At 68.5% G+C, this 15210-nt stretch carries 14 protein-coding genes; 12 read left to right on the top strand and 2 right to left on the bottom strand.

Translation table 11 applies throughout. The annotated features are described in order from the left end of the window. The first annotated feature begins 145 nt into the window (after positions 1-145). Genes CXY76_RS12570 through CXY76_RS12555 form a run of 4 tightly spaced genes read left to right on the top strand, consistent with a single transcriptional unit; the run spans position 146 to position 2217 of the window. Entirely contained in the window at positions 146-574 is a 429-nt protein-coding gene (locus CXY76_RS12570; protein WP_104164936.1) for a carbon starvation CstA family protein, read from the top strand. Next, positions 568-816 (top strand): helix-turn-helix transcriptional regulator, encoded by a 249-nt coding sequence (locus tag CXY76_RS12565; protein WP_104164934.1) that lies wholly within the window; start codon positions 568-570, stop codon positions 814-816. Before CXY76_RS12570 ends, CXY76_RS12565 begins: the two co-directional genes overlap by 7 nt. Continuing rightward, the gene (locus tag CXY76_RS12560) at positions 813-1781 is read left to right on the top strand and encodes an NAD(P)-dependent alcohol dehydrogenase (protein ID WP_104164932.1); all 969 of its coding nucleotides are present in this window, start codon (positions 813-815) and stop codon (positions 1779-1781) included. Before CXY76_RS12565 ends, CXY76_RS12560 begins: the two co-directional genes overlap by 4 nt. A gap of 25 nt (positions 1782-1806) precedes the next feature. Next, positions 1807-2217 carry a VOC family protein gene (locus tag CXY76_RS12555; protein WP_104164929.1) on the top strand — a complete coding sequence of 137 codons (411 nt, stop codon included), beginning with the start codon at positions 1807-1809 and terminating at the stop codon, positions 2215-2217. Here the strand turns inward: CXY76_RS12555 and CXY76_RS12550 are convergent. Further along, positions 2214-2708, bottom strand: coding sequence for a DNA alkylation repair protein (locus CXY76_RS12550; RefSeq protein WP_104164927.1), 495 nt, complete (start codon positions 2706-2708; stop codon positions 2214-2216). The genes CXY76_RS12555 and CXY76_RS12550 overlap by 4 nt on opposite strands. Positions 2709-2780: 72 nt before the next feature. Here CXY76_RS12550 and CXY76_RS12545 point away from each other — a divergent pair, with 72 nt between their 5' ends. The 7 genes from CXY76_RS12545 (at position 2781) to CXY76_RS12515 (ending at position 10458) form a co-directional block, all read left to right on the top strand. Further along, the gene (locus tag CXY76_RS12545) at positions 2781-3362 is read left to right on the top strand and encodes a DinB family protein (RefSeq protein ID WP_104164925.1); all 582 of its coding nucleotides are present in this window, start codon (positions 2781-2783) and stop codon (positions 3360-3362) included. 113 nt (positions 3363-3475) lie between these two features. After that, complete coding sequence (locus CXY76_RS12540; protein ID WP_233199778.1) at positions 3476-4468, top strand: sugar ABC transporter substrate-binding protein; 993 nt, start codon at positions 3476-3478, stop codon at positions 4466-4468. Then, positions 4465-5523, top strand: coding sequence for an ABC transporter permease (locus tag CXY76_RS12535; protein WP_104164921.1), 1059 nt, complete (start codon positions 4465-4467; stop codon positions 5521-5523). The genes CXY76_RS12540 and CXY76_RS12535 overlap by 4 nt, the downstream gene beginning before the upstream one ends. Then, positions 5520-6317 carry an ATP-binding cassette domain-containing protein gene (locus CXY76_RS12530; protein WP_104164919.1) on the top strand — a complete coding sequence of 266 codons (798 nt, stop codon included), beginning with the start codon at positions 5520-5522 and terminating at the stop codon, positions 6315-6317. The genes CXY76_RS12535 and CXY76_RS12530 overlap by 4 nt, the downstream gene beginning before the upstream one ends. A gap of 198 nt (positions 6318-6515) precedes the next feature. Continuing rightward, complete coding sequence (locus tag CXY76_RS12525) at positions 6516-6833, top strand: carboxymuconolactone decarboxylase family protein (RefSeq protein ID WP_104164917.1); 318 nt, start codon at positions 6516-6518, stop codon at positions 6831-6833. A gap of 35 nt (positions 6834-6868) precedes the next feature. Continuing rightward, a complete protein-coding gene (locus CXY76_RS12520) occupies positions 6869-7468 on the top strand; it encodes a hypothetical protein (RefSeq protein WP_146073448.1) in 600 nt (199 codons plus the stop codon). Between the two features lie 419 nt (positions 7469-7887). Continuing rightward, positions 7888-10458 (top strand): ATP-dependent Clp protease ATP-binding subunit, encoded by a 2571-nt coding sequence (locus tag CXY76_RS12515; protein ID WP_104164913.1) that lies wholly within the window; start codon positions 7888-7890, stop codon positions 10456-10458. A gap of 108 nt (positions 10459-10566) precedes the next feature. On the opposite strand, the gene CXY76_RS12510 is transcribed toward CXY76_RS12515, so the two are convergent. Next, positions 10567-12759 (bottom strand): glutamine synthetase III, encoded by a 2193-nt coding sequence (locus CXY76_RS12510; protein ID WP_104164911.1) that lies wholly within the window; start codon positions 12757-12759, stop codon positions 10567-10569. A 190-nt stretch (positions 12760-12949) separates the two neighbouring features. Between CXY76_RS12510 and CXY76_RS12505 the strand changes: the two genes are divergently transcribed. Continuing rightward, entirely contained in the window at positions 12950-15190 is a 2241-nt protein-coding gene (locus tag CXY76_RS12505) for a UvrD-helicase domain-containing protein (RefSeq protein ID WP_104164909.1), read from the top strand. The last annotated feature ends 20 nt before the right edge of the window (positions 15191-15210 follow it).

Raw genomic sequence — 15210 nt, 5'->3', positions numbered from 1 at the left:
CATGATTCCTCAGGCTAGTGGCACAGCCCATCGCCAGAATCTAAGTAAAAAATACTAGACATGATGTCTGGTTGGGCATACATTCATCGTGTCAACAATCTTTCACACGCCGGACGCCGTCCGACGTCGAGGCAGGGAGCCGCAGATGGCAAGCGAAGAGCAACGCGCCTGCATCATGGCCGTCGTCACAATAGTGGCGTACGGCATCTATCTGGTCCTGGTGCTGGGCGCCGCAGCAGGTGCCCCACTCGAGGAGGCGGCCTACATTCCCGCGATGCTGTGGACAATCGTCGGCTCGATCGTCGCGGGGATCGTACTGAACATCCTTGCGGCTATCCTTTCGCCCCGCGAGGCGGGCCGGAAGGACCAGCGCGACAAGGAGATCCACCGGCTCGGCGAACACATCGGCCAGTCCTTCGTGATTCTCGGTGCCGTGCTGGCGCTGGTGTTCGCCATCACCGGCCTGGATGCGTTCTGGATCGCCAATGTGATCTACCTGGCCTTCGTGCTCTCGTCGATCCTGGCCTCCGTCGCCAAGATCATCGCCTACCGCCGGGGATTCCAGTCATGGTGAAGGCGACACGCGTGACCAACAACATCCGCGGCCTGCGCTTCGAGCACGGCGAGATGACCCAGGCCGCGCTGGCCGACCGGGTGGGAGTGACCCGGCAGACCATCATCGCTATCGAGCAGGGACGATATTCGCCCTCTCTCGAGGTGGCGTTCCAGATCGCGCGGGTGTTCAATCGACCACTCGACGACGTGTTCCAGTACCCCGCAACACCCATCCCCACTCGACCTGGAGGCACATCATGAGGGCCATCGTCCACGACACCTACGGCTCGGCCGACGTTCTGCACCCCGCCGAGATTGAGCGGCCGGTCGTCGGCGCCGACGACGTGCTCCTGCGCGTGGAGGCCTCGAGCCTCAACATCGGGGACTGGCATCTGATGGCAGGACTGCCCTACCTGGTGCGCCCCGCCGTCGGCCTGCGCGCCCCGAAGACCCGGGTACGGGGCATGGATGTCGCGGGTCGCGTCGAGGCCGTCGGGGCCAACGTCACCCGTTTCACGCCTGGGGATGAGGTGTTCGGCGTCTGTGAGGGATCCCTGGCCGAATACACGATTGCCCAGGCCGACAAACTCGAGCCCAAGCCGCCTGCCCTGAGCTTCGAGCAGGCCGCGGCCGTGCCGACCTCGGCCGTCACGGCGTTGCAGGCGCTCGCCCCGCTGCGGGCCGCCGGCCCGGGGGAGCGGGTGCTCGTGATCGGGGCATCCGGGGCCGTCGGCGGCTACGCCGTGCAGCTGGCCAAGACGTTCGGCGCGCAGGTGACGGGCGTCGCCAGCACCGCCAAGCTCGACTACGTGCTCTCGCTCGGGGCGGATGTGGCCGTCGACTACACCCGCGGCGACATCACCCGGTCTGGCGAGCGCTACGACCTCGTGCTCGAAACCGGCGGCAACCGGTCGGTCTCGTCGCTGCGCAAACTGCTCGCGCCCCGCGGCACCCTCGTGCTGGTCGGCGGCGAAGGCGGCGGCCGGGTGACCGGCGGTTTCGAGCGGGCCCTGCGGGCTCTGCTGCTGTCGCCGTTCGTGACCCAGAAGCTCACCGGCCTGGTCTCGATTGTGCGCCAGGACGACCTGCACACCCTCGCGGGGTTGCTCGAGAGCGGGGCGATCGCGCCCGTCATCGACCGGGTGTATCCGCTCGCCGAGGCCGCCACGGCCATGCGCCGCCTCACCGACGGCAGCATCCGGGGCAAGGTCGTCGTCACTCCCTGAGGCACAACGCGTATGATCCGGCACCATGGACATGCGACTGGAATTAGTGCCCCTGCCCTGCGCCGATGTCGACCGCAGCAAGGCCTTCTACGCGGATCGAGTCGGTTTTCACATCGATCACGACGTGGAGCCGGGTGACGGCATGCGCGTCGTGCAACTGACTCCGCCCGGATCTGCCTGTTCCGTTGTGATCGGTGTGGGCATCAGCGCCCCGGATGCGCCGCCGGTGCAGAACCTGCACCTGGTCGTGGATGACGTCGAGGCCGCGCGAACCCTGCTCCTCGGCAACGGCGTCGAGGTGTCGGACGTCAGCGACATGGGCGGCGGCGTTCGCTACGCCTTCTTCAGCGACCCCGACGGCAACTCCTGGGCTCTGCAGCAGATTTCGTCGACGGAGCAGGCTTCGAGCAGGTCGCAGCGGGCCGAAGCCTCCTAGGCCGCACCGCCGGGGACGCCGAGCAGCCCCGCGGCCCTGCGCAGTTCGGTGCTCGTGTCCTGAGCCCACCGGTCGAGTACGCTCTGCGCGCGGCCGCGCGCCGGACCGGTCAGGGCATCAATTAGCGGCCGCACCACATCGATCGTGAGCGGGTCGAGGAGGGCGGGCAGCTGCGCGGTCCGCAGGAAACCCTCGATGCGGGTGAGGTCGGAGGCGCGCAGCATCCGCACCTGGGATTGCAGCAGCACCACGGCCGCCAGCCGGCGCTCGTAGACCGGCACTGCCCAGAGCTCGGAGCTCAGCGCCGTGATGTCGTCGTGGCCGAGGCCGGGATAGCGCCGGCCGGCATCGCGGACCGTGCCGCGCACCGCGCCCACTGACGCGCCGTAGAAGGCGAGCGTCCCGCCCAGCCGGGCCCGATCGGCGTCCGCGCGCTCCCAGGAGCTTTCTCGCTGCAGGGTGGCGTCGATGAACTCGCCGGCAGCACTCATCTGTCTATTCTCGCCGATCCGCGCCGAGGAGATCGTTGTGCACGCGCCCCGCGATCTGGGAGGCTGGTCGGCATGACCGATGCCGACATAAAAGCAGACCTCCGCCGCTACCTCCAGGAAGGCCGGGAAGCACTCGTCTGGAAGCTTGAGGGACTCAGCGAGTACGACATCCGGCGGCCCCTCGTGCCGACCGGCACCAACCTGCTGGGACTGGTGAAGCACATGGCCGGGGTCGAGGCCGGCTACCTCGGTGCGACCTTCGGACGGCCGTTCCCGGAGCCGCTGCCGTGGCTGGACGACGACACCGAGGACAACTCCGATATGTGGGCCACCCTCGACGAGTCTCGCGACACGGTCGTCGACCTGTACCGGCGGGTGTGGGCGCATTCCGAGGCCACCCTCGACGTGGTGCCCCTGGATGGCATCGGCCGGGTGGCGTGGTGGTCGGAAGGCCGCGATGTGGTCTCCCTGCATCTGATCCTGGTGCACCTGATCAGCGAGACCCACCGGCACGCCGGCCATGCCGACATCGTGCGGGAACTGATCGACGGTGCGGCCGGACTGCGAGCCGGTAACGACAATTTGCCCCCGGCCAGCCCGGACTGGTGGGCCGGCTACCGGGACCGTCTGGAGCAGTCCGCCCGCCAGGCCTGAGGCGATTCGTCCGGGGGACTCGACTGCGGCGTTCGCCGTTCGGACGCCTAAGGTGGACTGCGCCTGAAAAGGCAGCGCTGAACCGCGCCCGAAACCGAAGGACGATGCCACCCGTGTCGAGAATCTCTGCCCGCCGGACCCTCCTCGGCGCGAGCGCCGGCCTCGCCCTGCTCGCCCTCACCGCCTGCACCGGCCAGCCCGTCGCCGGAGCCGGCTCGGGAGCCGGCGCCGCACCGGCGGGCGACTCCGGTCGCACATACGCCCTCGTGGTGCACTCGGTGCCCGGCGACGCGTTCTGGGACGTCGTGAAGACCGGAGCCGAGGCCGCCGGAAACCGCTACGGCGCCACCGTCACCTACCAGGGTGACCCCGACGTGCAGAAGCAGAGCCAGCTGATCGAGACCGCGATCGCCGCCAAGGTCGATGGCATCATCGTGTCGATGGCCAACCCCGAGGGGCTTCGCGGTGCCATCACGGATGCCGTCGCCGCCGATATCCCGGTCATCACGATCAACTCCGGCGCCGAAGAGTCCGCCGCGCTCGGCGCCATGACCCACATCGGCCAGGGCGAGTACCTGGCCGGTCAGGGAGCCGGCAGCAAGTTCACCGAGGCGTCGGCGAAAAAGGTCATCTGCGTCATCCACGAAGCCGGAAACGCCGGGCTCGAGGACCGCTGCTCCGGGGCCGCGGACACCCTCGACGGCAGCCTGACCAACCTGCAGGTCGACATCGCCAACGTCGCGGAGGCCCAGAGCACCATCACGAGTGCCCTGCTGGCCGACCCCAGCATCGACGGCGTGCTCACCCTCAACTCCGCGGTGGGAGTCGCCGCCGCGCAGGCCGTGGCCGAGGCCGGCAGCGATGCCCAGATCGGCACCTTCGACGTCTCGGCCGACGTCACCAGCCTCATCACGGACGGCAGCATCCTCTTTGCCGTGGACCAGCAGCCCTACCTGCAGGGCTACCTCCCGGTGGACTTCTTCGAACTGTTCTACACGAACGGCAACGTCGTCGGCGGCAGCCAGCCGGTGTACTCCGGGCCCGGTTTTGTGACGAAGGAGAACGCCGAGCAGGTGGCGACGTTCGCCGGCAACGGCACCCGATGACGATGTTGACCACGCCGGGTGCCGCCGCGGAGTCCACCGCGGACGAGCGGCTGGCGCGCACCCATCCGGTGGTGCGGCTGCTGCGTCGCCCCGAGATCGGCGCTCTCGTCGCGGCCCTGGCGATCTTCGTCTACTTCTCCGTGGCGACGGCGTCGTTCCTGTCACCGGCGGGCGTGGCCACCTGGCTCTACTCCGCGTCGCTGTTCGGCATCATGGCCGTGGCTGTGGCGATGCTCATGATCGGCGGCGAGTTCGACCTCTCGGCCGGCGCCATGACCGGCACCACCGGACTGCTCGTCGGTGCGTTCACCACCCAATGGGGCATGAACCTCTGGTTCGCGATGCTGCTCGCCCTGCTGATCGCCCTCGCGGTCGGCGCCTTCAATGGATTCCTCGTCGTGAAGACCGGCATCCCGAGCTTTATCGTCACGCTGGGCACCTTCTTCATCCTGCAGGGGCTCAACCTCGCCGGCACCAAGCTCGTCACCGGCCAGGTCGCCATCCAGGGCATGACCCTGGTGCCCGGCTTCGAGGCCGGCAAGGCGATCTTCGGCTCGACGATCCCGGTTTTGGGCGTCAATCTCAAGGTGTCGGTGTTCTGGTGGCTCGGCATCACCGCCGTGGCCAGCTGGATGCTGCTGCGCACCCGGTACGGCAACTGGATCTTCGCCATCGGCGGGCAGCTGCAGAGCGCCGTGCAGACCGGTGTGCCGGTCAAGCGCACCCGGATCGGGCTGTTCATGGGCACCGCGGCGGCCGGCTGGCTGGTGGGCATGCTCTCGCTCTTCGACGTGGCCACGGTGCAGGCCACCACGGGCATCGGCCAGGAGTTCATCTACATCATCTGCGCCGTCGTCGGCGGCTGCCTGCTCACCGGCGGCTACGGTTCCGCGATCGGCGCCGCCCTCGGCGCCCTGATCTACGGCATGATCCTGCAGGGCATCGTGTTCGCCCAGTGGGACAACAACTGGCTCAAGGCCTTCCTGGGCGGGATGCTGCTGCTCGCCGTGCTGGTGAACCTCTCGGTGCGCCGCCAGGCGGGGGTGCGCGCATGAGCGCCGCAGGAGCAACCCAGGCAGCGCCCATCCTCGAGGTGCGCGGAATCGGCAAGGTCTACGGCTCGGTGATCGCGCTCAGCGACATCTCCACCTCGGTCGGCGCCGGGGAGGTGCTCTGCGTTCTGGGCGACAACGGGGCGGGCAAGTCGACCCTGCTCAAGGTCCTCGCCGGCGTGCACCCGCATTCCTCGGGCGAGGTCCTGCTCGACGGAGCCGCCGTGCGCTTCACCGGCCCGCGCCTCGCGCTCGACGCCGGCATCGCCACGGTCTACCAGGACCTGGCGATCGTGCCGCTGATGCCGGTCTGGCGCAACTTCTTTCTCGGGGCCGAACTCAGCGCCGGGATCGGCCCGTTCTCCCGCCTCAAGGTTGCCGAGATGCGTGCGATCACGCTCGCGCAGCTGGGCCGGATGGGCATCGACCTGCGTGACGTCGACCAGCCCATCGGCACCCTGTCCGGCGGGGAGCGGCAGTCCGTCGCCATCGCCAGGGCCATCTACTTCGGCGCCAGGGTCGTCATCCTCGATGAGCCCACCTCGGCGCTCGGCGTCAAGCAGGCCGGCGTGGTGTTGCGCTATGTGGCGCAGGCCCGGGACCACGGTCTCGGTGTGGTGTTCGTCACCCACAACCCGCACCACGCGTACCCGGTGGGGGACAGGTTCCTGGTGCTCAACCGCGGGGCCAGCCTGGGCGAGTTCGACCGTAAGGGCATCACCATCGACGAACTGACCCGGCTGATGGCCGGCGGTGCCGAGCTGGACTCACTGGCCAGGGAGCTCGAGCGGAGCTGACCCTGCCCCGGGCCGCCCGCAGCCGCGCGGCCTCATCCGTTTCGGACGATTCCAGAGCGGCGCCATCGGCTGGACGCGGATTGATTGCTACCGTCTGCGGCGTGAGGCCGACGTGCCGAAGAGGTGCGCCTGCCGAACATGAAGAAACCGGAAACTCGAACACCAACAGGGCCCAGCCCTGGAAATGGAGCGATACCTATGGCCACAGGAACAACACCGGTACTGGATGCGGCGGCCGAGATCAACGCTGTCTCGCTTGACCGCACCGACCTGGACCCGCGCACGCTGATGATCGCCCGGATTGCGGCCCTGGTGGCCGTGGATGCACCGGTCGGATCGTACTTCATGCACATCGGACCGGCAGCGGAGGTGGGACTCACCGCCGAGGACGTCGAGGACGTTCTTGTCGCCGTTGCCCCGATTGTGGGCACGCCACGGTTGCTGTCATCGGCGCGCAAGATCGTGGAGGCCTTCGACCTCGCGATCCAACTCGACTCTGAGGGCGACACCCAGTAAGACAGAGTTCACCGATCCAGTGAGGAGCACCACCAGTGAAAAAGCCCATCGTATTCATGGCCCTGCTGGTGCTCCTTGCCGGATGCGCGCCCGCTGACGACGCCGGTCCGTCGCCGAGCAGTACCGCGCCATCGGCCACCCCGACAGACGGCCAGACGGCATCGCCGCCGACCGATGAGCAGGTCACCTGGGCCGGCAAGGTCTGCAGCGACGTATCGACCGTGCAGACCGACGTTCAGGGGCTGGCGACGGCGGCGGTCACCGGCGGCGATTCGGTGGGGACCGCGGTGTCCAACCAGATGGACACTGTGTCGGCCTCGGTGAGCGCACTGGGCGCCACGGTGAAGTCGCCACCGGAAAACCTCGGCGACGATCCGGAACTGCTGGCCGTGCAGGACTCGATCGACACCGTCGACACCTCCTTGAAGACCCTCCAGACGAGTGCCAGTGCCGTGGAGGGCACCAGCGGGGCCACCCTGGTCGATGCTCTGGCGACGCTCGTCGGCGACACCGGCACCGTGCTCTCCGACGTGGGTGCCGCCGCGCAGACCATCACGACGGCCACCCAGGACACCTCAAGCACCTTAGGCCAGGCCTTCCGTGCCGCACCGGAGTGCGCCGACCTCACTTCCTAGCAGGGCGGGGCGGTACGCACGTCGTGCCCCTTCCGTTGGTTGAGCTTGTCGAAACCCGGTGACCTGGCCTGCATGTCGTGCCCCGTCCGTTGGTTGAGCTTGTCGAATCCTGGTGACCTGGCCTGCGGAATGTTTCGCGGGATCTCGACAGGCTCGATCAACGACGTGGGGCGTTCTGCATGTCGTGCCCCGTCGTTGGTTGAGCTTGTCGAAACCTGGTGACCTGGTTCGCGGAATGTTTCGCGGGATCTCGACAGGCTCGATCAACGACGTGGGGCGTCCGCGAGTTGCCTAGCGAGGGCGGATTCAGGGAAATCTCAGGATGCCGCGGGAATGAAACGCGCGCCCAGACGTTGACTTGAGTCGAGGTCACTCAAGTTTTGGGTTTCCTCCTCGCTCAGATTCCCCAGGAGGTTTCCTTGCCTACATACTTCGGCCCGACCGGTTCCGAAAACGGTTCGTTCGACGAATTCCTGGCCCGCTACCTGCAGGGTCAGCGCCAGGCGCAATCCGGCCGCCCCATCGAGATCACCCGGCTGCTCAGCCGCCGCACCCACGAGCTCCTCGTGCAGGCCGCCCAGTTCGCCGTCGACCACGGTCACGCCCACGTGGACGCCCTGCACCTGCTCCGCGTCATGGTGGAGCAGGAACCCGCCGCCTCGGCCATCCGCCGTGCCGGTGGCGACCCGGCCGCCATCGCGGCCGCCGCCGAAGAGCGCCTGCCCGAGTCCAGCGACCGTGAGTCCCAGTCCGCGCCCGGCCTGACCCCCTCGGCCCAGCGCGCCCTGCTGGATGCCCACCAGGTGGCCCGCGCATTCGGCTCCACCTACATCGACCCGGAGCACCTGTTCTTCGCCTTCGTCGTGAACCAGGATTCACCCGCCGCCCGCGTGCTGGCCGAATCCGGCGTCACTGCCGAGTCGCTGCAGGCCGGCGCCGAGCAGGCCGATGCCGACGAGACGCAGGCCGGCACCACGGCCGGCGGAAGCACCTCTGACACCCCCATGCTCGACACCTACGGCATCGACCTCACCGAACGCGCCCGCTCCGGCAAGCTTGATCCGGTGATCGGCCGCAGCGACGAGATCGAGCAGACCGTCGAGATCCTCTCCCGCCGCACCAAGAACAACCCGGTGCTGATCGGCGAGGCCGGCGTGGGCAAGACCGCCGTGGTCGAGGGCCTGGCCCAGGCCATCGTCGACGGCCTAGTGCCAGAGCAGCTGCGTGGCAAGCGTGTCATCGCACTCGACCTGCCCGCCATGCTCGCCGGCACCCGCTACCGCGGCGACTTCGAAGAGCGGCTCACCAAGACCATGGACGAGATCAGCGAGCGAAGTGATCAGATCATCGTCTTCATCGACGAGCTGCACACCGTGGTCGGTGCCGGCGGCGCCGGCGAGGGCGGTATGGACGCCGGCAACATCCTCAAGCCGCGCCTGGCGCGCGGTGAGCTGCACGTCGTGGGCGCCACCACCCTCAATGAGTACCGCAAGGTCGAGAAGGACCCGGCCCTCGAACGGCGTTTCCAGCCCGTGCGGGTGGGCGAGCCCAGCATCGACGATGCCGTGCTGATCCTCGCCGGACTGCAGGGCCGCTACGCCGAGCACCACTCGGTGCGTTACACGGATGCCGCGATCCGCGCCGCCGTCGAGATGAGCGCCCGGTACATCCCGGACCGGTTCCTGCCCGACAAGGCCATCGACCTCATCGACCAGGCCGGCGCCCGTGCGCGGCTCGCGCTCGGCTCCAGGGTCGACATCGACGGGCTCCGCGAGCAGTTGACGGGACTCGAGACCGCGAAGACCATCGCCGTAGCCGCCGAGGCCTACGAAGAGGCGTCCCGGCTGCGGGACGAGTCCGAGTCGTTGGCGGAGAAGATCGAGGCCGCCGAGACTGCCCAGGGCGCGGACGCTGGTCGCCCAGCACCGTCCGCCGTGGTCGACGAGGCCGAGATCGCCGCGATCATCGCCCGCGCCACGGGCATCCCGGCCAGCCGCCTCACCGCGGGCGACCGCGAACGCCTGGTCACGCTCGAGGACGACCTGCACCAGCGGGTCATCGGGCAGGACGACGCGGTGACCGTGATCGCCAAGGCCGTGCGGCGCAACCGCACCGGCATGGGCGACGCCTCCCGGCCGGTGGGCAGCTTCCTGTTCCTCGGCCCCACCGGGGTCGGTAAGACCGAGCTGGCCAAGTCGCTGGCCGAGTCGCTGTTCGGCGACGAGAAGGCCATGCTGCGCTTCGACATGAGCGAGTTCAGTGAGCGCCACACCGTGAGCCGCCTGGTCGGTGCTCCTCCCGGCTACGTCGGTTACGACGAGGCCGGCCAGCTGACCGAACACGTGCGGCGGAACCCCTACTCGGTGGTGCTGCTCGACGAGATCGAGAAGGCGCACCCGGATGTCTTCAACCTGCTCCTGCAGGTTCTGGACGACGGCCGCCTCACCGACGGCCAGGGTCGCACTGTGGACTTCCGCAACACCGTGATCATCATGACGTCCAACATCGGCTCAGAGGTGCTCGCGAGCCGCAGCGGAGCGCTCGGTTTCACCGCCGACCTCGACGGCGCCGGCAACGGCTTCGGCTCGGAGAAGGCGCTGCGGGACCGGGTGATGGCCAAGCTCCGCGAGGCCATGCGGCCCGAGTTCCTCAACCGCATCGACGAGGTCGTGCTGTTCCGCAAGCTGGATGCGCCACAGCTCCGACAGATCGTGCGGCTGCTGCTGAACCAGACCGAGGCCAGGCTCGCCGCGCAGGGACACGCGCTCACCGTGAGCGACGCGGCCGTGGACTGGATCGCCGAGAACGGCTACGAGCCCGAGTACGGCGCCCGGCCGCTCCGCCGGGTCATCCAGCGCCAGCTCGACGACCGCATCGCCGACCTGCTGGTGGCGTCGGAGATCGGGGACGGGTCAGTGGTGGCCGTGACGGTAATCGACGGCACCCTGCAGGTGGCGGCCGAGCCGGCGCGGATGCCGCTGGCGGCGTAGCCGTAGACGGAAAACGCCCCGGCCGGACCTTGACGGGTCCGGCCGGGGCGTTTCTGCGTTCGGCCTGTTCGTTGACCTGCAGGTGCGTTGACCTGCAAGTTCGTCGACCTACAGGATGAAGAGCATCTCCTGGTAGGTCGGCAGCGGCCAGAGGTCGTCGGCCACGATGCCCTCCAGCACGTCGGCCGCGGTGCGCACTGCAGTCATGGCCGGCAGCAGGGCGTCCCTGGCGTGCTCGGCCTCGGCCAGCGCGCCGTTCCCGGCAGCGGTGTGCCCGGTCTCGGCAGCCAGCGCATCCTTGAGCACGGCCAGGGCGGTGCGCAGCGTGGAAATCGGTCCACTCACCTCCAGCAGGGCGGCGATGTCGGCATCTCCGCCGGCGGCCTTGACGGCGCCGACATTGATCGCCACCTCGGTCTGGTGCCGCATCGCGGCCGGCAGGATCTGGGTCGAGCCGATCTCGAGGGTGAGGCGGGCCTCGACGCCGATGGTCAGCGCGTACTGCTCCAGGCCGATCTCGTAGCGGCTGTGCATCTCGCGGTGGTTGAACACCCGGTACTTCTCGAACAGCTCCAGGGCGGATTCGGTGATCAGCTCCGGCAGCGCATCCAGTGTCGTCCGCAGGTTCGCCAGCCCCCGCTTCTCGGCCTCGATGGGCCAGGAGTCCGCGTAGCCGTCGCCGTTGAACACGATGGCGCCGTGCTCGGTGATGATCTGGGTCAGCAGGGCCTGCACGGCGGTGTCGAAGTCGGTGCCGTCCGCGACGGCCGCCTCCAGGTCGGTGGCGATGTAGTCCAGCGACTCCGCCATGATCGTGTTGATGGTCACCATCGGGCCGCTCACCGTCTGCATCGAGCCCGGCGCGCGGAATTCGAACCGGTTGCCGGTGAAGGCGAACGGGCTGGTGCGGTTGCGGTCGCCGGGGTCGGTCGGCAGCTGGGGCAGCGTGTCGACACCGATGATCATGGTGCCCTTGTCCTTGGAGGAGGTGGCGGGACCCTTGGCGATCTGCTCGAAGACATCCGCCAGCTGGTCGCCGAGGAAGATCGAGATGATCGCCGGCGGGGCCTCGTTGGCGCCGAGGCGGTGGTCGTTGGTCGCCGAGGCGACGGAGACCCGCAGCAGGCCGGCGTACTTGTGCACGGCCCGGATCACTGCGGCGCAGAAGACCAGGAACTGGGCGTTGTCGTGCGGGTTGTCGCCGGGGACGAGCAGGCTGCCGAGCTGGTTGTTGCCCAGCGAGAAGTTGACGTGTTTGCCCGAGCCGTTGACACCCTGAAACGGCTTCTCGTGGAAGAGGCACTCCATGCCGTGTTTCTTGGCGATGGTCTTGAACGTGGTCATCAGCAGTTGCTGGTGGTCGGCCGCGATGTTGCCGCGCTCGAACATGGGCGCGATCTCGAACTGGCCGGGCGCAACCTCGTTGTGCCGGGTCTTGGCGGGGATGCCGAGCTTGAACAGCTCGCGCTCGGTGTCCATCATGAAGCCCAGCACGCGCTCGGGGATGGCGCCGAAGTAGTGGTCGTCGAACTCCTGGCCCTTGGGCGGCTTGGCGCCGAACAGGGTGCGGCCGGAGTTCAACAGGTCGGGGCGGGCCAGGAAGAAGTGCCGGTCGACGAGGAAGTACTCCTGTTCCGGGCCGCAGAACGCGACGACCTTGGCCGGCTTGACGTGGCCGAAGAGGCGCAGGATGCGTTCGGCGTGTTCGCCCATCGCCTGCTGCGAGCGCAGCAGCGGGGTCTTGTGGTCGAGGGCATCACCGGTCATCGACACGAAGACGGTGGGGATGCACAGGGTGTTGCCGTTCGGGTTCTCCAGAACGTAGGCGGGGCTGGTGACGTCCCAGCCTGTATAGCCGCGGGCCTCGAAGGTGTTGCGTAGGCCGCCGTTGGGGAAGCTGGACGCGTCGGGCTCGCCCTGCACGAGGGTCTTGCCGGCGAACTCGGCCAGCGCGGTGCCGTCGCCGACGGGTTCGAGGAAGCTGTCGTGCTTCTCAGCGGAAAGGCCGGTGAGCGGGTAGAACACGTGCGCGTAGTGCGACGCGCCCTTTTCCATCGCCCAGTCCTTCATGGCGCTGGCGACGGCGTCGGCGACCAGGGGATCCAGCATCGCACCGTGCTCGATGGTGGCCATGACCGACTTGTAGACGAGCTTGGGCAGCCGCTTCTGCATGACGACGCTGCTGAACACGTTCTCGCCGAAGATCTGGCCGGGCGTTTCGGCGTCGGTGAAGCTGACGGCCGGGGGCACATAGGCCTCGACATCCCTGATTGCCTGCAGACGCATGGCATTTCCACTCATGTTTACCCCTTTATCCGGCCTCTTTCCGCGACGAGGTGCGGAATCCGGTGTGCCAAATATAGGGAGCCTGTGTTCCGGGGACATTTCGGCCGCGTGACGGATTGGGTTTCCTCGCTCTCCCGATTGGGGGGTCGAAACCCAGCCACACCATCAGCGGCTAAACTGGTCGTTTGATTTGAGGGGTGTTTGAGTGGTTGATACGGAGCTCGCGCGCGAACAGGACTATGTCGCGACGCTGTACGCGCGTCTCGATGCGTTGCAGCTGGAGGCCGAGGCCCAGCTGAAGGCCGTGCGGATTCTCGACGTCGGCGGTAACCATCAGTCCCGTTCCGAGCGCGACACCTTCGCCCGCACCTACGAGGACCGCATCGTGCAGCTGCGCGAGGTGGATGACCGCCTGGCCTTCGGCCGGTTGGAGACCGCCCCCGAGGAAGACGGCGCACCCGTGTACCGGTACATCGGCCGGGTGGGCCTGCGCGACGAGAATTTGCAGCCGATCCTGCTCGACTGGCGGGTGCCGCAGGCCAGTGCCTTCTATCAGGCCACCGCGGCGACGCCGCTCGGCGCCCGCGCCCGCCGCCACCTGCTTTCCAGCGGCCGCCGCATCATCCGCATCGAAGACGAGATTCTGGATGCCGCGCTGCTGGAAGGCGACACCGCCAACCTGCACCAGGGCGAGGGGGCGCTGCTCTCCGCGCTCACCGCGCAGCGCACCGGGCACATGTCCGACATCGTCTCGACGATCCAGGCAGAACAGGACCGCATCATCCGCTCGGAGCTGAACGGCGTGCTCGTCGTGCAGGGCGGCCCCGGCACCGGCAAGACCGCCGTGGCGCTGCACCGCGCCGCGTACCTGCTCTACACGCACCGCGACAGGCTGCAGAACGCCGGCGTGCTCATCGTGGGACCGTCCACCTCGTTCCTGCAGTACATCGAGGCGGTGCTGCCGTCGCTCGGCGAGACCGGGGTGGTGCTCGCCTCGGTGGGCCAGCTGTTCCCCGGCGTCGAGGCCGGCCACGAGGACGCGCCCGCCGCTGCCGCGCTCAAGGGCCAGACGTTCATGGCCGACCTCATAGCGCGGGCCGTGAAGTCCCGCCAGAAGGTGCCGGCCGCCGCCCAGAAGCTGCTCGTGAACGGTGACACCCTGGTGCTCAAGCCCCAGTTGATCGAGGCCGCGATCCACCGCGCCCGGTCCGGCGGGAAGCCGCACAACGAGGCCCGCGTCACCTTCGTCAAGCACGCCCTGAACGCGCTGGCCCGCGAGTGGCTCGAGCAGCTCAAGAAGCAGGGCCGGTCGATGGACGACACCGACCTGCCGATGCTGCGCGAAGACCTGCGCCTGGCCGACGACGTGCGGGTGGCCTTGAACACCGCGTGGCTGCCGCTCACCCCGCAGAAGCTTGTGCAGGACCTCTACGCCCGGCCGCAGTGGCTCGAAGAGCTCACCCCGCGCTGGCGTGCAGCGCAGCGCGCGCTGCTCTACCGGCCGCGGGACGCCGAGTTCACGATCGCCGACGTGCCGCTGCTCGATGAGGCCGCCGAGCACCTCGGCGAGTACAGCGCCGTCGACGCGGCGCAGAAGCGCGAAGCCAAGGAGCAGCGGAAGCGCGACATCGAGAACGCCGAGCTGGCGATTGCGAACATGGACGTGAAGGGGCTCGTGAACGCGAAGGCCCTCGCCGACAACTTCGCCGAACTCGGCGACCGGGCCACCACCGCCGAACGGGCCGCGCTGGATCGCAGCTGGACCTACGGGCACGTCATCGTGGACGAGGCGCAGGAGCTCTCGCCCATGCAGTGGCGGCTGCTCATGCGCCGTGGGCCGCGCCGGTCGTTCACCATCGTGGGCGACATCGCCCAGGCCGCTGCGGCCGCGTCGGCGGACAGCTGGCGGGAAGCCCTTGCGCCCGTGCTCGAGGCGTCGTTCGAGGCCGACCGCTGGCGCCTGGAGGAGCTGACGGTGAACTACCGCACCCCCAGCCAGATCGCCGAGGCAGCCGAGAAGATGGCGGTGGCGCACGGCCTGCCGATCACAGCATCCCGCACGGTGCGCGCCAGCGACTGGCCGGTCGCGATCGTGCCGGATGCCGTGGACGCGCTCCGGCAGGAACGCGCCCTGGGCGTGGGCGGCACCGTCGCGGTGATCGTGGTGGAGGAGCACATTTTTGCCCTCGCTGCGGCCCTCGACGCCGAATTCGGCGACATCGTCGGCCGCGGGGCGCTCGGTCTGCTGCGGGATGTGGCGTTGCTCACCCCGCAGGACTCCAAGGGCCTCGAATTCGATGCCGTGATCGTTGTGGACCCGACCGCCATCGTTGCGGCCTCCGAACGCGGAGCCGGTGCGCTCTACGTGGCCATGACCCGGGCCACGCAACGCCTGTACCTGGTGAGCGACGGCCCGCTGCCCGCGGGGCTGGGCGACCTGCCCTAGCGTCCGGGCGCCGGTGAGGG

The sequence above is a fragment of the Cryobacterium sp. N22 genome, from assembly GCF_002929555.1.
Lineage (GTDB): Bacteria > Actinomycetota > Actinomycetes > Actinomycetales > Microbacteriaceae > Cryobacterium.
This window is presented reverse-complemented; position numbering and strand designations above follow the sequence as displayed.